At 49.6% G+C, this 21645-nt stretch carries 15 protein-coding genes and 1 other RNA gene; 6 read left to right on the forward strand and 10 right to left on the reverse strand.

Annotation, left to right across the window (positions count from 1 at the left end; translation table 11 throughout):
• The first annotated feature begins 100 nt into the window (after positions 1-100).
• Positions 101-1111 carry an ATP-dependent Clp protease proteolytic subunit gene (locus AC14M5_RS07225; RefSeq protein WP_484028972.1) on the forward strand — a complete coding sequence of 337 codons (1011 nt, stop codon included), beginning with the start codon at positions 101-103 and terminating at the stop codon, positions 1109-1111.
• Between the two features lie 203 nt (positions 1112-1314).
• Here AC14M5_RS07225 and AC14M5_RS07230 read toward each other — a convergent pair whose 3' ends face one another.
• The 4 genes from AC14M5_RS07230 to AC14M5_RS07245 all read right to left on the reverse strand — a co-directional run bounded on the left by AC14M5_RS07230 (position 1315) and on the right by AC14M5_RS07245 (position 8951).
• Positions 1315-5418 carry an AAA family ATPase gene (locus tag AC14M5_RS07230; protein ID WP_484028973.1) on the reverse strand — a complete coding sequence of 1368 codons (4104 nt, stop codon included), beginning with the start codon at positions 5416-5418 and terminating at the stop codon, positions 1315-1317.
• Between the two features lie 150 nt (positions 5419-5568).
• Positions 5569-6909: a glutamine synthetase family protein gene (locus AC14M5_RS07235; protein ID WP_484028974.1), complete on the reverse strand. Its 1341-nt coding sequence runs from the start codon at positions 6907-6909 to the stop codon at positions 5569-5571.
• Positions 6910-6999: 90 nt separating this feature from the next.
• Entirely contained in the window at positions 7000-7932 is a 933-nt protein-coding gene (locus tag AC14M5_RS07240; protein WP_484028975.1) for an EamA family transporter, read from the reverse strand.
• Between the two features lie 134 nt (positions 7933-8066).
• A complete protein-coding gene (locus AC14M5_RS07245; protein WP_484028976.1) occupies positions 8067-8951 on the reverse strand; it encodes a methylated-DNA--[protein]-cysteine S-methyltransferase in 885 nt (294 codons plus the stop codon).
• A gap of 700 nt (positions 8952-9651) precedes the next feature.
• Here AC14M5_RS07245 and AC14M5_RS07250 point away from each other — a divergent pair.
• On the forward strand, positions 9652-11076 hold the full coding sequence (locus tag AC14M5_RS07250; RefSeq protein WP_484028977.1) for a flavin monoamine oxidase family protein: 1425 nt from the start codon (positions 9652-9654) through the stop codon (positions 11074-11076).
• A gap of 43 nt (positions 11077-11119) precedes the next feature.
• On the opposite strand, the gene ssrS is transcribed toward AC14M5_RS07250, so the two are convergent.
• Positions 11120-11295, reverse strand: a non-coding RNA gene (ssrS, locus tag AC14M5_RS07255) — 6S RNA.
• A gap of 144 nt (positions 11296-11439) precedes the next feature.
• Here ssrS and AC14M5_RS07260 point away from each other — a divergent pair.
• Both AC14M5_RS07260 and AC14M5_RS07265 read left to right on the forward strand, forming a co-directional pair.
• Positions 11440-12459, forward strand: coding sequence for a GH25 family lysozyme (locus AC14M5_RS07260; protein ID WP_484028978.1), 1020 nt, complete (start codon positions 11440-11442; stop codon positions 12457-12459).
• 180 nt (positions 12460-12639) lie between these two features.
• Positions 12640-14694: a hypothetical protein gene (locus AC14M5_RS07265; RefSeq protein ID WP_484028979.1), complete on the forward strand. Its 2055-nt coding sequence runs from the start codon at positions 12640-12642 to the stop codon at positions 14692-14694.
• Between the two features lie 62 nt (positions 14695-14756).
• Here the strand turns inward: AC14M5_RS07265 and asnS are convergent, their stop codons facing one another.
• The 5 genes from asnS to AC14M5_RS07290 form a co-directional block, all read right to left on the reverse strand.
• Entirely contained in the window at positions 14757-16100 is a 1344-nt protein-coding gene (gene asnS / locus AC14M5_RS07270; protein WP_484028980.1) for an asparagine--tRNA ligase, read from the reverse strand.
• 76 nt (positions 16101-16176) lie between these two features.
• On the reverse strand, positions 16177-16611 hold the full coding sequence (locus AC14M5_RS07275; RefSeq protein ID WP_484028981.1) for a hypothetical protein: 435 nt from the start codon (positions 16609-16611) through the stop codon (positions 16177-16179).
• A gap of 76 nt (positions 16612-16687) precedes the next feature.
• The gene (locus tag AC14M5_RS07280) at positions 16688-17173 is read right to left on the reverse strand and encodes a PIN domain-containing protein (protein ID WP_484028982.1); all 486 of its coding nucleotides are present in this window, start codon (positions 17171-17173) and stop codon (positions 16688-16690) included.
• Positions 17170-17451, reverse strand: a complete 282-nt coding sequence (locus AC14M5_RS07285; protein WP_484028983.1) for a UPF0175 family protein — start codon at positions 17449-17451, stop codon at positions 17170-17172. The genes AC14M5_RS07280 and AC14M5_RS07285 overlap by 4 nt, the downstream gene beginning before the upstream one ends.
• Positions 17452-17562: 111 nt before the next feature.
• The gene (locus AC14M5_RS07290; RefSeq protein ID WP_484028984.1) at positions 17563-18120 is read right to left on the reverse strand and encodes a TetR/AcrR family transcriptional regulator; all 558 of its coding nucleotides are present in this window, start codon (positions 18118-18120) and stop codon (positions 17563-17565) included.
• Positions 18121-18436: 316 nt separating this feature from the next.
• Here AC14M5_RS07290 and AC14M5_RS07295 point away from each other — a divergent pair, with 316 nt between their 5' ends.
• Both AC14M5_RS07295 and AC14M5_RS07300 read left to right on the forward strand, forming a co-directional pair.
• Positions 18437-19174: an ABC transporter ATP-binding protein gene (locus tag AC14M5_RS07295; protein ID WP_484028985.1), complete on the forward strand. Its 738-nt coding sequence runs from the start codon at positions 18437-18439 to the stop codon at positions 19172-19174.
• Positions 19171-21588 carry an FtsX-like permease family protein gene (locus tag AC14M5_RS07300; protein WP_484028986.1) on the forward strand — a complete coding sequence of 806 codons (2418 nt, stop codon included), beginning with the start codon at positions 19171-19173 and terminating at the stop codon, positions 21586-21588. The genes AC14M5_RS07295 and AC14M5_RS07300 overlap by 4 nt, the downstream gene beginning before the upstream one ends.
• Positions 21589-21645: the final 57 nt, after the last annotated feature.

A 21645-nucleotide genomic window follows, 5' to 3' on the forward strand; every position in this document is an offset into this window, starting at 1 on the left:
AGAGACCCTTCGCTCCGCTCAGGGAATCACGATGGTGAGTCATTAATTTTTTGAAAAGATGATAATATCCCACCCAGTCTTGAGGTAAAGAGAGTAAAGTATGCCAGCGAAAAACACCCATCATAAAGAAAAACAACCACCTATTTTATTTAATAAAACACAAGCCATCATCAAAAGTGTGAATAAGATGCTGGGCGGCACACTTGTGACCTACTTCAACAACCCGCGCGGAAGTGTCTGCCATGATGATGTGCTGGCATTGTTTGAATTAATGGAGAAGATCGGGCAGCAGGAGAAGATCTATCTGTTCATCAAATCCAGCGGAGGCAACGGACAAGCCTCCCTGCGGATCGTGAATCTCCTGCGTCAATATTGCAAGGAAATTGTGGCGGTCATCCCTCTTGAATGCGCTTCCGCTGCGACCATGATCACGCTTGGCGCAAACGAAATCCACATGGGCCCGATGGCCTATCTCACCTCGGTGGATACTTCCCTGACGCATTCACTTTCACCCATTGACCGTGACAATGACCGCGTGAGCGTCAGCCTGGATGAATTGAACCGCGTCGTGAAACTGTGGCAGGCTCAAGGGTCCGATAAGAGCGAGAATCCATATCAGCAATTGTTCGAGCATGTGCATCCGCTGGTCATTGGCGCAGTGGACCGTGCAGAGTCATTATCCATTATGTTATGCAAGGAACTGCTCGCCTACCATATCAAGGAAGAGCAAACTGCAGATAAGATCGCCGCCACATTGAATTCAAAATATCCATCGCACGGGTATCCGATTTTATTTGAAGAGGCGAAGCGGATTGGGCTGAAAGTAAGCCACCTTTCCCCAGAGATCAACACTCTCCTGCTTGAGTTGAATGAACTTTATAGTGAGATGGGTCAGCGCGCCACAACCGATTTTGACGATACACACGCGCATGGGAATGAGATCCTCAATATTTGGGAATCACATGGTGTGCTTGTTTATTATCAGCAGGACAAAGATTGGTTCTATCGCACCGAAGAACGCCGCTGGATTTCACTCAACGATAATAGTAGTTGGCGGCGTGTGGCGAAGGTTGGCAACAAGGTGGAGAAATCCATTCTGCATATTGCATAAATAACGTCAATAGTGGATAAGGGATTGTGTCATGCTGAGTGCCGCTTTTCAGGCGCGAAGCATCTCGTGACTTACTTTTGAGACCCTTCAGTCCGCTGAAGAGCGCTCCTTCACATCGTCCCAATATCCTTCGGGAGGGTGACGCAACGGCCTACATCCTGCGTAACTAAAAAGGACTTCCAAAATAACTTGGAAGTCCTTTTTTATTTTTCCAACAATCTTTTAGTATCCATCACATCATATGTTGCGTGGCTGGCTGTAAACAAGTCAAGCGCTTTTCGCAGATATTCTCTGCCCTCTTCACCTTCAGAACGCTTTCCGATTTCACGCAGGGCATTGGCTTCGCCCCAGGGCATGGCAAGTTTTCGGGCGGCCTCTGCGCTATCATCCCATTGCTTGAAAGCGTATTTTGGCCTACCCTCCATCCAGTTTTGCATCCCTTGATAATACAGCAGACAGGGTTCCCCGATTGGAAAGGCAGGTGTATATTTTTTCAGCAATTGAATGATGGCTTTCAAGGTCTTCTGAACTTCCGTTGTTGAACTCCAGCCAGGGATATCAAAAGTTTTTCCCTGTTCCCAAACTTCACAAGTTATGGCCGCTGTGACTCTATACGCCATTAGTAACGAATACACCTGCGGAGGGAGAGTCTTCAAAATGGATAGTGCCTGGGCAATGTTTTGAACCGCCAGCTCTTCCTCACCCAGACGCCAATTGGCAATGCCGCGAATGCTTTTCAGATGCGCAACATTGATGGGGGTTGGGTCAAGCCTTTCCCCGTCTTTTGCGTTTTGAAGCGCTTGATTGAATTCGCCGCGAATGATGTGGAGAAATGAATTTCCATAGGCCGCCCAGGTCAGATGCAAAAGATTGCCAGATTGTTTTGCCTGTGCCAGCAGGTTGTTGTAGTAATTTTGTGATGCTTCAAAATCACCGCCGCGATAATACTCCAGGCCTGCCAGTATGGTTTCAGCATTGCCTTCAATCTGCCTATCGGAAGCGCTCAAGGCAATTTCCTTGGTTTTTTTCAGAGCATTCCGTGAGGCATCCCATTCTGCCACACCAAGTTTGTATACGCCCACGGCAAGGTACGTCCACATTTGTGAGCGGGGGTTATCCACCTGTGTTGAAGCGTGCAGCGCCTTCTCTGCATAATGTTTTGCCATTCCATGGTTGGGAATAAAACCGAGGATCGCACTGGCGGAACCAAGTGCCCAGACACGCGCAGGTGACATGCTGCCGCCATCTTCGGAAAGATTTAGGCTTCCCAAAGTATGATAAAGCATGGGCAGGCTTTCCAGCTTGATGTAATTCACATGGCCGAGATGCGTAAAGATCTGTGCCACTTCCTGAAGTTCTGCGTCTTTATCTTTTAATCGTCCGACGAAAATATTGGGGAAGCGGCGATGCAGACTCTGAATGAGCCATTGAGTGATCAAACCAAAAATAATGCCAAGAGAAGTTCGTGGGCTGGAGTGTTTCAGGATCAGTGCGGCTTTACGGAAATGTTCCCGCGCCGAGTCCATGTCGCCGAGTCCCATTTGCGCTTCACCAATGGAGCGCAGCCAATAGGCCCGCTTCAGTGTGGATACATTGACCTCTTTGAAGGCTTCTGCTTTATCCAATGCCTGCGAGAAGAATTGAACCGCCTCACGGTACGCCCCGGTGCGGAAAGCCATCTCGCCTGATTTCTCCAGATATTCAATCGCTTTTTGCGGAACGTCGGCCTGCTTCCAATGGTGGGCAAGGACGGGATAATATGCGATGATATTCTGCATGAAGGAGCCTTCGTACCATTCGGCCATGGCGCGGTGCAGGGAACGTCGCTGTGAAAAAAGCAGCAGGTTGTAAGCTACTTCCTGGGTAATGATATGTTTGAATAAATAGGAAACTTCAGGGTCGGGCGAATCAAGGATGGTCAATTCCTGTTTTTCGAGATGAGATAAATACTCAGGCAATGAAGCCAGCTCCGATTTGATGGGGTAGATGGCGGATAATTCCTGGAGGGCGAAAACGCGTCCGATAACGGAAGCAACTTTCAGCGTGAGTTGATGCGAAGGCGGCATTTTGTCAATGCGGCTGGTGATCACACCTTCCAATGAGCCAGGCAGGTTAAGTTCATCCAAATTCCCCGCACTGGATGTGATGCGGCACTCGTCGTTTTTTATTTCAATGAATCCGCCATCGCGTAATGCATAAACAAGCTCTTCGCTATAAAAGGGATGTCCTTCTGCTTTGTTGCGAATGAAGATGACGAGTTCATCGGGCAATTTTTGCACATTCAAGCGCTGGCATAACAGGGTTTCAATATCCAGATTTCCCAGCGCGGTAAGCGACAAAAATTTTGCAGAAGCCATATCGCGCATATGAGTGTATTCGGCTGGCGCGAGCTCGCCCATCGGGCGGGCAGTAGTGACGACAAGCAGGGGATTGACCCGCTGCGCCGCAAGACTTAATAATGCCCATGAACCCGAATCCAGCCAATGCACATCCTCGATGACTAATACGGTGGGGGCGTGGCTGGCAACCTGCGCGAGCCGCTCGATGATCAGTTGATGCATGGCGCTCGCGCGCGCATCTCCAATAATATTTTTTGTATTCTCATTATCAGGGATCGCAAAAGGCAGTACCGCGCTTAACAATGGCGCGCGCTCCTTGAGGTCATTATCTGCATCGATCATTTTTTCAAAAGCGAGTTTTTGTTCGGTGGTGCTTTCCTGCTCATCGAGGTCGAATATTTTTTGTGTAATATCCTTCCAGACATGATACGGAGTGTTCTGTTCAATCGCTTCGCCAAGGCCAAGCAGAATCTTCACATTCATCGCATCAGACTGGCGGAATAGTTCCTCCACCAGCCGTGATTTTCCAAACCCTGCCTCACCCTCAATCACCACCACCCTGCTTTCCTTTGTGATCAAAGCCCGCAGTGCTTCAGCCAATGCAAAGCGTTCATTCTCGCGCCCGATCATATCGGACAATGCAATATGCCCCATATCTTTTGCGTGGCGGGCCTGCGGCACAAAAGCGGGCACAGGCTGGGCCTTGCCGCGGATCGTGATCGGGGCCAGCGTGATGAAGTCTACTCGGCTCCTGGCGCCTTCATATGTGCTTGCATCGCAAATGATTTCGATGGGGTTGCCAGCGGGCGTGGTCATATTGGCTGAAATGGCATGCATTAAACGAGCCGCCACATTAACTGCATCGCCGTTGATGGTATATTCCCTGCGTTTTTCATTACCGATCACGCCGCAGAACATGCGTCCTGTGGCAATGCCGATATAACAATTCAGATCAAGTTTTTTGATTGCGGCCATAATATCCTGCGCGGCCAGCACGCCGCGTAAGGGATCGTCCTCATGCGAAAAAGGCGGAAGCCCAAATGCCGCCAAAAGTGAAACACCTTTTTCATCCACCGCGATCTTATTCACACTGCCTTCATAGCGATAGATCGAACTCTGCAAAATTTGCGCAATCTTCTGGGCCAGGTCTGTATCCGCGCCGCGCGTCATTTCAGGGATATTGATGAACAGGCTGGTCACACGCCGCAGCTCTGCCAACCAGTCAGACTGGCCCGCATCGATTCGTTTTGCAATTGCACCTGGGATGTATGACCTTAATGCGGGGATACAATTTTCTTCAAGATCAAATGCCCGCCCCGCTTCATGCTCGACCTTCGTGCTGATACTGCTCAACAGCATATGCCCATCTGATGCGGACTCTCCCGAAGCCTCTCCCTTAAGTTTTTCCCATGCTTCAGGCGAGGCAATGATCTGACCGGGCTTTAGTGAAGTCTGAGCCTTACCCACCTGATCAATAGCGTCTCCGGTGATCACGATTTCCCAGCGATTGAACACCCCTCCCAATCCTGTTAAAGCGATCTGACCTGCCCCCAGAGCAATTCTGGTCGAAAGGGCACGGTCTCTTGCGCGGAAATTTTCCAATTTTTTGCGAGCTTCCAGCGCAGTTTGCGCGGCACATAAGGTGGCATTATCAATGTGTTCTTCCTTCCAGATGACAAGCAGCCCATCGCCCGCGAACTTGATAATATCCCCCCCATAAGTTTTGATGATATCGATCCACTGGCCGTAAAAATCGTTCAATACCGCAGAAATATCCTCCGCACCTGAAGGGCCGCGTGCCGCGAACTCTTCAGTCAACGCAGTAAAACCAGATATATCTACAAATAAAACCGCCGCGCTGTAATTTTCAATAAAAGGCTTATTAGGCGGCGTGGGATCATCCGCAATGCGGCTCTTCAAAATATCGGGGATATAACTCTTTAAAGTGTTGATCAGGGATGAGTTCATTCAGTTGAACCTTGGAAGAGGAGCGAGCAACTGCCGAAATTATATCGCAGGTTGTCTCTGTCTATCTTCCAGGCGTAACAAAGACCTCCGAGTTTTGCAAAAAACTCGGAGGTCTAGCTGATTACCGACAACTGATAACTGTCTACTGAACTAAGCTGTTTCCAAATACTTCTCGATCTCGTAATCTGTCACACGTAGGCGGAACTCATCCCACTCCTCCCACTTGGCGCGCATGTAGGCATCGTAAAGTGTGGCTCCGAGCGCAGATTTCAACACTTCATCCTTCTCCAATTCGCCCAGGGATTCAGCCAATGAGCCAGGAAGTTCGGTCACACCTAATTTGGCGCGTTCTTCCTTATCCAGGTGATACAGGTTGATATTGTTCAACGGATTGGGCGCTGCGAGATTCTTGTCAATGCCATCCAGAGCGGCGGCCAACATTACTGTAAATGCCATATATGGGTTCGATGAAGGATCAGGGAAGCGCAGTTCAGCGCGGACAGCCTTATCACGTCCTTCGGTGTAACGCGGAATGCGGATCAAAGCCGAGCGGTTCTGCTGAGCCCAACCGATGTATACAGGTGCTTCATAACCAGGCACGAGGCGCTTGTATGAGTTCACAGTCGGCGCGACTACACCGGCTAAAGCGCGGGCATGTTCCAACTGACCTGCAATAAATGAATAAGCCACAGGTGAAAGGTGAGCGGCATCCTTCGCATCGAAGAACAGGTTCTTGCCCGATTTTGTATCGAAGAGGGATTGGTGGCAGTGCATGCCAGAGCCATTAATGCCGTACACAGGTTTCGGCATGAAAGAAGCGACCAGTCCGTGCTGCGCAGCAATCGCTTTCACGGTGTACTTCAAAGTCAACACATTGTCGGCGGCCTTGAGTGCATCCGCAAAACGGAAATCAATTTCGTGCTGGCCTAATGCAACTTCGTGGTGACCCACTTCCACATCGAGTCCCATTGCATCAAGGGCATCCATCAACGCAGTGCGCACCACAACGGCTTCATCGAAGGAAGAGAAATCAAAATAACCGCCTGTATCATGAGGCACAGGATGAACGCCGTGTCCATTCTCGCCTTTGAACAGGAAGAACTCAGGCTCTGGGCCAATGTTGTACTTCCAGCCGCGATCTCCAATTTTCTTTAAGATGCGTTTCAATGACCCGCGCGGATCGCCTTCGAAGGGTTCGCCGCCCGGGGTAAAGATATCGCAGAAGACGCGCGCACGTTTTGAATCGGCTGAAGACCAGGGCAATACGGCGTATGTATCGGGGTCGACCATCAAACGCATATCACTTTCCTGAATGCGCGCGAAACCTTCCACCGATGAACCATCGAACCACGCGCCATCCTCCAGCACGTCTTCAAGATGGCGGATCGGCATATCCACGCTCTTGACCGCGCCCATCACATCGGTAAACTGGAGTGATAAGAACTTTACATTATCTTCTTTTACTTTTTTGAGCAAATCTTTTCCGTCCATGGTTTACTTCTCCTTTTCAATTTTGGTTTTATGATTATTGATGATTGACATCCGACAACGGATAACCGAACACTGATCGCTGATGATTGCCTACTGACCACTCTCCACTACAACCTCCTTCGCTTCTTGCCTGACCTGGGGCTTGCTTCTGCTATTAATGAACATGACCGACCCGATGATGATCGCTGCCGCAAGCCAGATGCGTGGTTCCAACGGTTCATTGCCGATCCAATTCCCAAGTAATACCGCCACGATCGGGTTGACATATGCATAGGTTGCCACCAGCGAGATCGGGGCGTTTTGCAATAGCCAGCCATAAGATGCAAACCCGATCAATGAACCTGCAAAGATAAGATACAGCAACCCGTAGATCGAGCGGGATGAAATGGCTGTCATATCCCAGCCATTCAATTCGCCCGTTAATACCGAAACAAGGAACAAACTGATGCTTCCCATCAACATTTGCGCGCCTGTGCTCATCAGAGATGATTTTGGCAAGTCTGCTGATTTGCTGTAGACGGAGCCAAGGGACCAAAATAAACATGCGAACAGCAGGGCGATCACACCGAAGGGATCGAACTGTGTGGTGCTTCCCGAAATTTCACCGGGCCCCACAAGGATGAAGATGCCCACAAAGCCGATCAGCAAGCCAACGATGGACTGCCAATTCGGTTTTACACCATGCGGCCTGAATGCTTCGGCCACAACCAGGAACATTGGCACTGAACCGATAATGAGAGCGGCAATCCCAGAAGGGATGAATTGCTCTGCCCATGCGACCAACCCATTACCACCGAGCAGCAGCAATGTGCCGATGATGGCTGTAGAGATCCATTGCTTGCGGGTCGGCATTGCATAGCCCGCCGAACGCTGCCAGATCACCAGGATGATGCCTGAGACCAGGAAGCGAATCCCTGCATGAAAAAACGGAGGGATGGTCTCGATAGCTACTTTGATGCCAAAGTATGTCGAACCCCAAACAATATATAACGCTAATAACGGTAACCAGATTCTAGATTTCATTTTTTCCTTTTATATTTATGCCTTCATCCTGAGCGGAGCCGCACGTTCTTGATCTTTGTGCGGCGCAGTCGAAGGATATTATGGTTTCAGGATGGCCTTCGACTACGTTCCTCGAAGATCGCTCGTCTCTCCGCTCACATCGTCCCGATGTCCTTCGGGAGGCCGAATTCTTTCGCCAATATGATCTTCTTTCGGGCAGACCCGTAAAGGTAATTTCCAAACTCACCGCTCTTGCGTATCACCCGGTGACATGGAATCAAATAAGCAATGGGGTTATGCCCAACTGCCGAGCCGACAGCGCGCACTGCCTTTGGATTGCCAATGTGAGCGGCAATATGCTCATACGTGGTCACTGCGCCTGTGGGAATATTGAGCAACGCCTCCCACACCTTGATCTGGAAATTTGTCCCACGCAGATGAAGCTTGAGCGGTGAATCAACTTCAAGGCTTGTGTTGAGCCGTGTCGAAACATCAGAGAAGATGTGCGTGACTAGCGGGGCAGTGGATTTGTAATCTTCAACCATCTCTGCCTGCTGCCAATCCGCAACCAGGTTGTCAATGGCTTTGCCTTCGCTTGCATCCACAAAACCCAGGCCGCAAATGCCGCGCTCGGTAGTGGCAATGAGACATTTGCCAAAAGGCGATGGGTGAATTCCATAGCGAATGGTAATACCCGCGCCGCCAGATTTGTACTCGCCCGGTGTTACCGCTTCTGTAGTGACAAAAAGATCGTGCAAACGCCCCAGGCTTGAAAGCCCAACCTGATGCGTGGTTTCCAAGAGATTCTCGGATTGGCTAAGAAGTTTCTTCGCATGTTCCTTCGTCAGAAATTGCATGAAGCGCTTGGGGCTGATGCCCGTCCAGTGGGTGAACAGGCGTTGGAAGTGATACTCGCTCAACCCTATGGCGGAGGCGATCTCCTCCAGTTCCGGCTGGTGCTGCACATTGGCCTCGATGTACTGAATGGCTTGTTCGATCAATTTATAATGTTGTGAAGGTTCAATTTTATTGTTATCCATATCAATCTCCTTTTTGATGATGGAGATTGTATTTGGCAATGCACGTGGATACTACCCGTTTCTTGCTCATTTTTTCTCATTTACGCTAAAACCTGACAGGTCTCCAGAGATGATTGAAGGATTCTGTATTTTTCCATAAGACCTGTCAGGTTTGTTTAAGGAAATAAAAAACAGATATGCCTGGGCATATCTGTTTCAATACACGCTGGTATTAAAAAGAAACGCCCTTCCAAATATTACAAGCAATTGATCAATATAATTAATCAATAATGCCTGTTCACTGCGTCCACCTTGTCTCACGCGTCGCCGCATGGTTTTCAGTGGTGAGCAACAGAGTTTTTTTAAACTCCTGTACTCATATCCGCTTTCTTTGGAAGGGAGAAGGAAGCCAGTGATCTGGCTTCGAAGGCATCCGCTGATCTATCCGATTTTCCCTCACCCGACCTCTACCCTACGGGCACAATGTCCCAAAGGGAGAGGAGAGTTTGGTTAGCGTCCCGTTCGCACGGGAGAACCTTCACCTCGTGATCTTGCTATGCAAGACCCAGCCGCTTATATCTCCGTTATTCAATTGTCATCCCGACTAGCTAATGGCGGCGATTTTACACGCAGGTTACCGGTTCGTCAAGTACTAAATTGGGGATTGAATTTTACGCGGCTTATGGCTAAGATAAATTACTTATTTTTGTAGGAGGCCGTTATGAATTCCGAATTGCCCATTGAGGATTATGTTGGGGTCGTCAAACAGGGGCTTGTAAAAAAATTCAAAACCAGCAGACCCAAAAAAGTAGTTATTGTTGGCGCTGGTTTGGCAGGTCTTTCCGCAGGATATGAATTGCTCCAAGCTGGGCACGATGTTCATATCCTTGAGGCACAGCACCGCGTGGGAGGCAGGATCTATACTTTGCGCGAGCCGTTTTCTCAAGGACTGTATGGCGAGGCAGGAGCCATGCGCATCCCCCGCGCTCACCCGTTGACAATGGCCTATATTGAAAAATTTGGATTGAAAACCAAAGACTTTATGATGGGCAATCCGCAGGCGTATGTGTATGTGGGGGGAGTGAAACGCCGCATGGCGGAAGTGCAGTCGAACCCTGAGTTGATGGGGTTTGCAACCTCTGAGCAAGAAAAAGGAAAACTTGCAGGTGATATTTGGGAGGCGACCATTCGTCCACTAGTGGAAAAAGTGGAGAAGGAAGGCTGGGATGAGATCGTTGAGCAATATGACCAGTATTCGGTACGTGAATTTCTGGAGCTGAAGGGCTGGTCTGAGGGGCTGATCGAAATGTTCGGCCTGTTGAACAATCAAGAGTCGGTTATGAATTCCTCGTTCCTCGAATTATTCCGCGAAGATGGCGGTAACTATTACACTAATATGTGCCAGATCGAAGGCGGAATGGATAACCTGCCTCATGCCTTCCTGCCCGCACACGGATCACGCATCCGCTATGGCGCGAGGATGATCGCCATCGACCAGACACCCGACGAGGTCGTCATCTATTATCAGACGAGGGCAGGCAAGTTTGAGATGCGTGCCGATTATGCAATTATCACCGTTCCATTCCCCGTGTTGCGCCATGTTGAGGTGTTAAAGCCGTTCTCGCGCGCGAAGCAACGAGCGATCCGTCAATTGCATTACGATGCCTCGGCCAAGATATTCTTTCAGACCCGCCGTCGCTTTTGGGAAACGGATGAAGGTATTTATGGCGGCGGCACGGTCACCGACCTGGCCATCCGCAATTTGTTTTATACAGATTATGGCAAGGAGACAGGACGCGGCATTTTGCTTGCCAGTTACACCTGGTCTGAAGATGCACAGCGCTGGGGTTCACTCCTGCCGCACGAACGGATCGAACAGGCGTTGGAAAATGTCGCAGCGATACATCCGCAGGCCCGGGAGGAGTTTGAAGCGGGCGCTTCGCATATGTGGCATGACGATCCCTACGCAGGAGGCGCCTTCGCCCTCTTCGACCCGGGTCAGCAGATATTGCTCCACGATGAAATTGTCAAACCCGAGGGCAGAATCCATTTTGCGGGGGAACATGCATCCCTCTACCATGCCTGGATCCAGGGTGCGTTCGAGTCGGGGTTGCGTGCGGCAGCCGCGATCCATCAGGAAAAATAAAACTACTCTCCCAATTTCGGGAGAGTAGTGGGCATGAGGTTGAAAATACCCCGCTCATGCCGTGTACCGCCAGGTTTTGAACCTGCTAGAGCAGGTGGTCTCGTATTGGGAAACGCCGCCTTGGCTCAGGCCTATCGCGTTATTTCTTCAAAATAAGAGACCGTTTTAAAGGTGTTGGCTCAAAACGTGAGGGCGATATCACGCACACAGCAGGGCGTGATTCTTATACCATACTCCAATAGGCAATGGTAGATAATTATTAAACATTAAGGTTTGCGACTATTAAGAAAGTAATTGATTTTCTGAATGTTTTGTGCTACGCTAGATTAGTTGTTTTCGCATCGATAAAAAATGGAGGTAAACATGGCGAGAGTTCCTGGAATTGATGTTTCGTATTGGGATGCGGGTATTGACTGGCCCAAAGTGCGCGCCGCCGGGCACCGCTACGTTTTTGTGAAAGCCACAGAGGGGATTACGTACCAAGACTCCACCTTCAAATTTAACTGGTCTGGTGCAAAAGCTGCGGGTCTTTTACGCGGCGCCTATCATTTCTTCCGCTGTAATGTGGATGCCAAAAAACAGGCGGATTATTTCATCGACTATGTGAAATCGTTCAAGGACAATGCTGAACTTCCGCATGTGCTCGATCTCGAAACCAACGACGGAGTGTCGAAGGAAAAGATCGTGCCTGCCGCCAAAGTTTGGCTGGACCGCGTGGAAGCCGCATTTGGCAAAAAGCCCATTATTTATTCGGGTCAATATTTTTTGCAGGATTTTCTTATCGTAGCAGGCGGCGGGCCACCGGCCTGGGCCAAGGATTATCCGCTCTGGCTGGCACAATACCCCAACCAATTTGTGGAAGGCGCAAAACCATTTTTGCCGCGCGGCTGGTTCAATTGGACCTTCTGGCAATATAGCGATAAGGGCGTGGTCAACGGCATAAACGCTTCGGTGGATATGAATGTGTTCAATGGCACGCTCGAAGAATTGTATGTATTTGCCGGTGCGAAAATTCCAGACCAGACCCCGAAAACGCATACGATCAAAAAGGGCGATAACTTTGAATCAATTGCGAATGCATACGGGGTGACTGTGCGCGAATTAGTGGCCGCGAATCCGCAATTGCTCATCGCAGGCGATAAGTTGACCGTCCCGGTTGCGATTGCCATTCCCCAGGAAAGCGCCTCGTCTTCCACGACGACAACTGGTGGAGGCGGTTCTGGTACCTCCCCCTCCTCCCAGCGGACTTACACCGTGAGTGCAGGTGATAACCTTTCGATCATCGCCGTCAAGTTTGGAACCACTGTTGCGGCGATTGCCTCTGCAAATAATATTGCGAACATCAACAATATTAGTGTGGGGCAAGTGCTGGTAATACCTTAATTTTATTGAAAAAAACTCGGAGGTCTTGATGGCCTCCGAGTTTTGATATGTGAATACAGCTTCTTAATCGTATATAGAAAACGCAATCGCCTCGCGGATATTTTCGATACACGATCCATGCAGTGACTCGTTCCATCCCCTCTGCCGAATTTAAATGAATACTGAACAAGGGAGTTTTAGATGGCAAAGCTAACAGAAAACCCAAAACCTGAATCTGGTCTCCCAGAAAAACATGAGGAGGCGGTTGAACTCGCGCCTTATAAGAAACGCTTTGAAGATGCGGTGTCCGATGCACAATATTTGTTGATGTATGCTTCGACCAATTGCCCGAATGACATTCAACGCGAGACGCTTGAAACGCTGATCGCCGCCAGGCGTCGCGTTGAAAATAATGAAGAGGTAAGTGCTAAAGAGGAGGCGGACTTTTGGCTTGCCTATCAGGATATATGGAAACTGGTGAAACCAGTCACCGCGGAAAGCATCAAAGCCAACCTCCAGATCGAAAATACAGCTATTAGCAGACTATTCGGAAACACTTCAGTTTTGTCGCGCTGGTCGGGGGGGAGAACATCCAGCAAGGCCAGCAAGATCGTCAACCGATATATCGTTTTTACAGTTGTTGTGCTGATCCTTTTGCTGATTCTGCAAATCTATTGGGTGATCGGCAATCAATTGACCACCCAGTTGTCTGATCTGTTGCAGCGGGAGGCGGATATAAACCTTCAGATCAACGAAAATCAACAGGATTACACTGCATTAGAGATACTCTACAAACAAAACGAAATCAATACAGAGAGCTTCAAGGCCAGCGGGACGTACACTTTTTATTCCAGCCCTGAATGGGAGCGTGATACTCTTGAAATTATTTCCGAAAGAGCGCGGCTGGAAACGGAATTGGAATTACTTAAATCCCAACTGGAGCGAAACTCTTCAATCTTATTGATTTGGAGCAGCCCCTGGGATCAATTTATTGACAAGGACTCTGAGAGGATCAATCTGACACCCTTTGCCGGGGATTCTGCAACAGCAGATTTGACGCCGGGTGATGAGTACGCCTTGCAGATCGAAAGTCTGCAGGCACAGATAGATGCAATCGACAAGCAATTGGCCGAGGACCCGGATGGTCTTAAAGCGGCCGATCTTTTGAACAGCACATTAACCCCAAGATTGGAAAGCATAGACCTGCAGTTGGGCAAGCTTTATGCCGACAATAATGAATTGTATGTGCGCGAGGCAGAGATTCAAAAACAGATAGAGGATATCAAATCTCAACTGAGCGCCCTCTCCAGTGGCACGGCAACCGTCGAGGATCTAACCAGAACTCTGCAGGAGCTGTTGACTGCTTTAGAGACACAGAAGGGGATAATTGAAAGTCAGATTACAGCGATTGAAACTCAGCTGACCAGCCCATCTACAGATCCTGTCACGGGCGATAGCCTTGGGGGTGCCCTGGAGGCGCAGCTGACCGGGCTAAATGCGGAAAAGGAAATTGTTGAAAACCAGATTGCCACGCTCCAAAATCAACTGAGTGCCATTTCAGGCAATACCAGCACGTTGGAAGATTTGGAAACAGAGTTGATAGATATAGGTGCAAGAAAGAACTTCAATACCGAGCAGATACAAAGCCTGCAGGCCGAAAGCCAGGATCTGGTCGCCCGGCTGGTTCCCGCCGGGGAGATCGTCATTCAATGGCGTCAGGATAAACAGAGATTGACGGATGAATTGAATGCCCTGAAACGTCAGGCTCAGGCCGATGCCAGACGGGAAAGTTCGCGTCAGGCTCAGTTGGCTGGGCAATTTGTTCTGGTCATCTTGCAGAGTTATGTCCTACCGCTTTTATATGGCATTTTAGGAGCCAGCACTTCTGTGCTGAGAACCCTCTCGAGGCAGGTTGAAAATGTCCTTTATTCGGAAGGTGCCAGGATTCAACATCTGTTGCGCATCTCACTGGGTGCTTTGGCGGGCATTATGGTCGGCTGGTTTTCATTCCTTCTGCCGGGCGAGTCCACAAACTTCCTTGGTTCCGTTTCACCGCTGGCCATCGCTTTTTTGGTCGGATACAATATTGAGCTTTTCTTTTCAATGATGGACATCGCGATGAACAGGGTCAACGAAGCACGTAAACGGAGCGCGCCCGCCGAAGAGAAAGAAGATCGAATGGTAGCTTCTCATACTGCTTCGAAACCTTCTTCAACACAGGAAACACAGAATGAAGAACCGCCTGCATCCCCCTAAGCGGGTTGGTTGATTCAAGAACAAAAAGAGCCTCACGGTTGAAACCGTGAGGCTCTTTATTACTATGGATACACCCTCTTGATCGTCCTCGGGAATGCGATCGCCTCGCGGATGTGTTCAATGCCGCAGATCCATGATGTGACTCGTTCCGTACCCATGCCAAACCCTGAATGGGGGACAGAGCCATATTTACGGAGTTCCAAATACCATTTGAAGGCTTCTTCTGGCAGGCCTTCCTTTTTAATTCTTGCCAACAATGCGTCATGGTCGCTCATGCGCTCGGAACCGCCGCAGATTTCGCCGTAGCCTTCAGGTGCGAGTAAATCCACAGACTTGCAGACCTCAGGTCTGCCCGGCCACGGTTCCATGTAAAAGGCTTTGACCGCGCTGGGATAGCCATACACAAAGACAGGCGTCTCATATTGATTGGTGATGGCGGTCTCGTGCGGAGCGCCAAAATCCATGCCCCATTCGAAGGCGAGCAATTCCTTCTTTTCTGGGTCAGTTTCTTTTTCACGTAATTCTGCGATCATCTTTGCGGCGTCATCGTAGGAAATGCGCGGGAAGGGAGCGACGATCTTCTCCAGCTTGGAAATATCCCGCCCGAGGGATTTCAACTCAGGCATACGGTCCCGCAGGACGCGCTGGATGATGTGCGTCAGCATCTGCTCTTCGACTTCCATCAAACCATCCAGATCACAGAAGGCGATCTCAGGTTCGAGCATCCAGAACTCGGTCAGGTGGCGACGCGTCTTTGATTTCTCCGCGCGGAAGGTGGGACCGAAGCAATAGACTTTTCCGAATGCAAAAATATTCGCTTCGTTATACAGTTGACCTGTTTGCGCGAGATAGGCTTTGCCCTCGTCGAAGTATTCCGTTTCAAAAAGAGTGGTGGTGCCTTCGGCGGCGGCAGGCGTGAGGATGGGGGTATCCATCGCGATGAAGCCGTGGTTATCAAGCCATTCGCGTGTGGCCGCCATAACCGTCGAGCGGATGCGCAGGATGGCCCACTGACTCTGCATGCGGATCCACAGGTGACGATTATCGAGCGCAAAATCCACACCGTGATCCTTGAGCGACATGGGGTAATCCAGGCCCGCCTCCTGAACGATCTCGATCTGCTTCACGCCAACCTCATATCCACCGGGGATGCCGGGCGCGCGCTTATCCTCGCGGACGGAACCCGTAATGATGACAGAAGACTCTTGCGGCAGGCGCATGACCCTATCAAAGACTTCAGGGTCAAGATCGCCTTTGAAGGCCACGCACTGCACAAAACCCGAGCCATCGCGCACCAATAAAAAGACCAGCTTGCCTTTATCGGTGCGGTTGTAGACCCAGCCTTTGATAGTAACTTCTTTTTCGACGTAATTTGAAATTTTTGAAACGCTGATGTAGTCAGCCATGAAGACCTCATTTTATTTTGGATGGTAATTATTATTGCTGGCGCTTATTATAATGGTTCATGGAGAAATGGTTTGTTTAGGATTGTGAGAAACGTCTTCGGAATCCTTTGCCAATCTTTTCTTCGATTATATTAAGCAAGCCTTCGTTGCTAAAATCACCTTCAAGCAGTGCTACACAGTGTTGTTTGAGAAGTTCACTTATTCTCTTGACCTGTGAATCAATATTTATTTCAAAATCGTACGCCTTGACATCGGGCGCATAAGCCTTGATCACAATAGACCATTCGAGCCAATCCTTCCTATCCTGATGGCTTTTTCCAATATTCATTAAGACTTGCCCTCTATCCAAAACTATTTCAATACCAGTTGTCTCAGACATAAAGCAAAAATACCCGTTTCCCATTACACTTTCATTGAATTCTTCTTTTTCGATTATAGAAAATCCATAATCATTTAAAAAGTTGAAATAATTGTTTATTGCATGTGGAAACGGATACATATATTTACCCACGCCTTTCTTCCAGCGACTTCACCAACAACACTTTTGCAACATTCGGGTCCGCCTTGCCTTTTGTGGCGCGGACGACTTACTCTCCGGCCACTTTCAAAACTTCTTCAACGACTAATGGGGAGATGGAAAACCCTGTTTTTTGCAGATTTTCAATTTCAGGCTTTACGATGGCGATAAGACCAAGTTGTTTCGCCTTGAGCAATATCCCAAGTGTTCCGATTTTTGGAATGTTTAATTGGGTAAGCTTTCTACGCCCCTTCTTCTCATCCATTAAGACCCAATCTGCGTTCAATTCACTCGCAAGAATGATAGTTTCAACTTCTCCCACATCCATTTCGTCGAGAAGAATATTTACTGCAAGCCTGTCCTTTACTTCAACAACGTGAATCCAGTTTGCGTTTGTTACTGCTTGTTTTGCCTTTCCCTCTTCACGCCCAGATGTAACTGTCTCGTCGAAAACTGCCTGAGGAACATAAACTTCATCAAATAGTTCGTGCAAAAGTTCTAGCCTGTTGATAGATGCTAATCCAATCAAGGGTGTGGTGTCTGAAACTACAATCATTTTTTGGCTTTTGGAGTAAGCTTTTTAACTGCATTCAACTCTTCCTTAATTTCATCTTCACTGTAATTGATAAAAGCAATTCCCCGTGTTTGCAGCAATTGAATAAATTCAAGGCGACTTAGACCGAGCAGTTTTCCAGCCTTGCCTGATGAAATCTTTCCATCTGAGAAAAGCGAAAATACCAGCCATTCTGAAATTCGGCGTTGAATATCTTCCTGGCTTAATCCCAGATTGAGAAGGTTGCTTGGAACATGAACACTAAAAGTTGTTTCTGTCATTGGAAACTCCTTGTTTCCGTAATTTTAACACGGGTTCTTATTTTCTTTTTTCTTCCAACGCCTTCACCAGCAACTCCTTCGCCACATTCGGGTCGGCTTTGTCCCTCTATATCATGCACCAAGCATGATCGCCATCGTCCCAGGCTCGACCAGTTGGCGGAAGTATTCGTTCATCTTCTCGGCGGGGAGCGGATATTTATTATCGATCCACCAGGTCAGTAAGGCAATAAAAGAACTGGCAACGTAATGTGCCAGAAGTTCAGGGGGGATGTTTTTATTTCTCTTAGGGGATTGTAGTTTTATATGGTCAAGTAAATACCCGTATAGAAATTTCTGGATGTGAGTGAGCGTGATATACCCGCCCTGTTGTTTTTGCACTTGTTGAAACATGGTCAGACTCAACGCCCAGGGACTCTCGATGTCGAAAGTTGTTCCTGATAGAAATTCCTCAAATTGGGCGCGCAGGGGTTCAAATCCGCTGAGGAGGAGTTGGTCCAGGCTTTCAAAGTGTGCATAGAACGTGGAGCGTCCCACATTGGCGCGGTCGATCACATCCTGCACCGTGACCTTTTCATATCCCTTTTCCAGAATCAATTCGCTCAAGGCATTTTGCAGTAGTTGTCGTGTCCGCTGGATGCGGCGGTCTTCAGGTTTGGCTTTTTTAGGCATTTATCACCTCTGTACTCGTTGGTTGAGTAGGGCGAGTGCTTGTCTCGCCCGTATCGAAACCAACAAGTTTCCAAAAATACTCTCTAATAAAATCACTTTGTTTGCTGGTGGTTTCGATACGGCGGACCGCTTCGCGCGCTGCCTACTCAACCACCGCGTTTTTCCTGAACAAAACACTCTTCCATGTTCAATAACTTACGAATTTCAACACATTGGTTGTTGACATTCATTTCCTGCTCTCGTATAACCGAACACAGTGTTCAGAAACATATACAGTGTACATCAAATTTGTTTAGAAGAAAAGGAGCAATAAAAAATGGAAACAGGATTGGCAAGTCAGAATCAGGTGATGGTTCAGCCTGTCGTGGAGAATCGCCTGATTGAGTTGAGGAACGTCTCCAAGGCGTATGATGTTGCGGCAGGCAAGTTCCTGGCGTTGAAAGCTGTGGACATGCAAGCCGACGCGGGCGAGTTCGTTGCGGTGGTTGGCAAGTCGGGGAGCGGGAAGTCTACGCTCATCAACATGATTACAGGCATTGACACGCCTACTTCGGGCGAAGTCTTTGTCGCGTCCACGGCTGTCCATGCGCTGGATCAGGAACAATTGGCGGTATGGCGCGGCAGAAATGTGGGCGTCGTCTTTCAGTTCTTTCAATTGTTGCCCACGTTGACTGTGGCGGAGAACATCATTTTGCCGATGGATTTTTGCAACACATTCCCTGTGGGCGAGCGGCGGGCGCGGGCGATCTCCCTGCTGGAGAAAGTTGGCATTGCAGAACAGGCAGATAAACTCCCCGCCGATCTTTCAGGCGGACAGCAACAACGTGCCGCCATCGCCCGCGCGCTTGCGAATGATCCGCCATTGATCGTGGCAGACGAGCCGACTGGCAATCTCGATTCAGCCACGTCAGATGCGGTCATGCAGTTGTTTGCGAATCTCGCAAGGGAGGGCAAGACTGTGTTGATGGTCACGCACGAACGCGACCTCACACGTTTCTTTACGCGTTCTATTATGTTGGTAGATGGCGCAATAGCGAACGGACGGGAAAAATGAACAGTCCGCGTTGGAAAAAACTATTGCGCGACCTGCAAGCCGCACGTGGTCGCATGGCGATGATGGTGATCGCGATAGCCGTCAGCATCTTCGGCGTGGGCATGATCTTGAGCGCATACACCATTTTGAGCCGCGAGATGAGCCTTAATTATCTTGGCACGAATCCCGCCTCTGCGTTCATCGAATTGGATCGAGTGGATGATGCGCTCGTGAGAACCGTCAGCGAAAGAGAAGGCATATCGGAAGCCGAGGCAACTTCATGGGTGGTGGGACGCGTGGAAGTTAATCCAAACGAATGGATGCCCACGTTATTGTTTGTCGTCCCAGATTTTGAAACGTCGCATGTCAGCGCGGTCGCTCCCGAAGCGGGCGCGTATCCTCCGTCCGAGCAAACGATCCTTGTCGAACGTGAAGTCTTGCCGATGTTGGATTTGAAGATTGGCGACTCGCTCACGATCCAAACACCGAACGGTACGAAACAGCAGGTAAAAATTTCGGGAACGGTGCATGACCCCGCACTTGCGCCCGCCTGGCAGGAGCAGACGGTATATGCATACATCACGCCCGCGATGTTGACGATGCTTGGTGAAAATGAAACGCTGAATATTCTGAAGGTCGTTGTGAATAATGAACCGTATAACCTTGCCACCATTGAATCAACGGTGAGCGAGTTGGCTGCCTGGTTGAAGGGGCAGGGCTATGTTGTACATGAAATTCGCATCCCGCCGCCGGGCAGGCATCCGCATCAGAGTCAGATGAATTCCGTGCTGACCTTACTGCTTGTGTTTAGTGTAATGGCTTTGTTGTTGAGCGCCATCCTCACCGCAACGATGATCAATGCTTTGCTCGCGCAACAGATTCGACAAATTGGAATCATGAAAGCCATCGGCGCGCGCTCGATGCAAATCACAGGTTTGTATCTTATGTTGATCGTCGTCCTGGGCGCTGCGGCATCGCTAATCGGTGTGCCGTTGGGCATCGCGGCGGGTCGCGGCTTTGCGGGCATTGTCGCGCAGCTTCTCAATCTCGAAATTTATAGCGACGCCATTCCCGCGTGGGTCTATCTTGTCTTGCTATTGATGGGCATTCTGATTCCATCGTTGGTGGCATTGGATCCGATCCTTCGCACGACTCGCATCACCGTTCGGGAGACTCTCAACGATTACGGAATCACGCGTGAGACGACATCCGCTTCAAACTTACGGGACGGTTGGTTCAAAAAACTATCGGCATTCGACAACACCCTGACCTTATCCCTGCGCAACACCTTCCGCCGCCGTGGACGGTTGATCCTCACGTTGAGTCTTTTGTCCGCCGCAGGTGCCATGTTCATGACAGGTATCAACGTGCGCAGCGGGTGGCAAGCCTATCTCGACCAAGCCGCCGCAGACCGTCACTACGATTTGGAGGTTCGATTCAACTCACCCATGCCTGCCGAGCAAATTGACTCGATCCTTGCGAACATCCCTGGCGTGGAGAAAAGCGAATCATGGAGCCTGACTCCCGCCGCGTTGAATCGCCCCGACGCTTTGGAAATCGTGCGGACCTATCCCGATGGCGGTCATGGAAGTTTTACGCTTCGCTCCATTCCATTTGGAAGTGATTTCATCGAAACGCCATTGTTGAATGGTCGCTGGCTTGAAGGGGATGACACGAATGCCGTTGTGCTCAATCAAAATGCGGCGGCGCTATTCCCCAATGCAAAGATGGGCGACGAAATCCAATTGCTGGTCGAAGGACAGCCCAAAACCTTCCGCCTGGTTGGTGTGATTCGTCAAATTCTTTCCCCATCAACGGCTTATGTCCTGCCGCAGACATTTGCGAACGTAACAGGTCAGCCTATCGAATTGACGAATGCCGTCCGCATTGCGATGCGTGACCGCGACGAAGCGGCGATGGCATCCATCACTCGTAATGTCGAGCAGGCATTAGCAGAGGGGAATGTCAGCGTCAAGGTCACGGTTTCAGAGGCGTTATTGGGCGAAGCCATCAGCGGTCACGTGTACATCTTCATCGTTGCCCTGATGTTGATCTCAACCGTCATGGCGGTGGTCGGCGCACTGGGGCTGACCTCCAGCATGGGCACAAGCGTCATTGAACGAACACGTGAATTCGGCGTCATGCGTGCCATCGGCGCAAGGTCGAAGACCATTTTGAGAAATATCATCAGTGAAGGTGTCTTCATCGGATTAATGAGTTGGGTGATTGCCTTGCCGCTCTCCATTCCGCTCTCATTGGGGATCGGCTATTTGATCGGGATGATGTCTTTCCGCTCGCCGTTGCCGTTGATCATGTCGCCTGTGGGTCTCGGCATTTGGCTATCGGTCATTGTCATTGGCTCGATTGCGGCAAGTGCCTATCCTGCCCAACAGGCGTCGCGTCTGACGGTGAGAGAGACGCTGGCGTATATTTAGTTAAGAGACCCTAAAGGTTTTCCTCGTAAACCAAGTAGAAAATTTGCAGGGACGACT

This window comes from Candidatus Villigracilis sp. (assembly GCF_057083605.1).

Excerpts from the sequence above, each read along its gene's own strand:
- AC14M5_RS07265 (WP_484028979.1), top strand. The coding sequence starts at position 12,640 with ATGGCAAAGCTAACAGAAAACCCAAAACCTGAATCTGGTCTCCCAGAA.
- AC14M5_RS07285 (WP_484028983.1), bottom strand. The coding sequence starts at position 17,451 with ATGACAGAAACAACTTTTAGTGTTCATGTTCCAAGCAACCTTCTCAAT.
- AC14M5_RS07280 (WP_484028982.1), bottom strand. The coding sequence starts at position 17,173 with ATGATTGTAGTTTCAGACACCACACCCTTGATTGGATTAGCATCTATC.
- AC14M5_RS07250 (WP_484028977.1), top strand. The coding sequence starts at position 9,652 with ATGAATTCCGAATTGCCCATTGAGGATTATGTTGGGGTCGTCAAACAG.
- AC14M5_RS07290 (WP_484028984.1), bottom strand. The coding sequence starts at position 18,120 with ATGCCTAAAAAAGCCAAACCTGAAGACCGCCGCATCCAGCGGACACGA.
- AC14M5_RS07230 (WP_484028973.1), bottom strand. The coding sequence starts at position 5,418 with ATGAACTCATCCCTGATCAACACTTTAAAGAGTTATATCCCCGATATT.
- AC14M5_RS07300 (WP_484028986.1), top strand. The coding sequence starts at position 19,171 with ATGAACAGTCCGCGTTGGAAAAAACTATTGCGCGACCTGCAAGCCGCA.
- AC14M5_RS07295 (WP_484028985.1), top strand. The coding sequence starts at position 18,437 with ATGGAAACAGGATTGGCAAGTCAGAATCAGGTGATGGTTCAGCCTGTC.
- AC14M5_RS07245 (WP_484028976.1), bottom strand. The coding sequence starts at position 8,951 with ATGGATAACAATAAAATTGAACCTTCACAACATTATAAATTGATCGAA.
- asnS (WP_484028980.1), bottom strand. The coding sequence starts at position 16,100 with ATGGCTGACTACATCAGCGTTTCAAAAATTTCAAATTACGTCGAAAAA.
- AC14M5_RS07225 (WP_484028972.1), top strand. The coding sequence starts at position 101 with ATGCCAGCGAAAAACACCCATCATAAAGAAAAACAACCACCTATTTTA.
- AC14M5_RS07235 (WP_484028974.1), bottom strand. The coding sequence starts at position 6,909 with ATGGACGGAAAAGATTTGCTCAAAAAAGTAAAAGAAGATAATGTAAAG.
- AC14M5_RS07240 (WP_484028975.1), bottom strand. The coding sequence starts at position 7,932 with ATGAAATCTAGAATCTGGTTACCGTTATTAGCGTTATATATTGTTTGG.
- AC14M5_RS07260 (WP_484028978.1), top strand. The coding sequence starts at position 11,440 with ATGGCGAGAGTTCCTGGAATTGATGTTTCGTATTGGGATGCGGGTATT.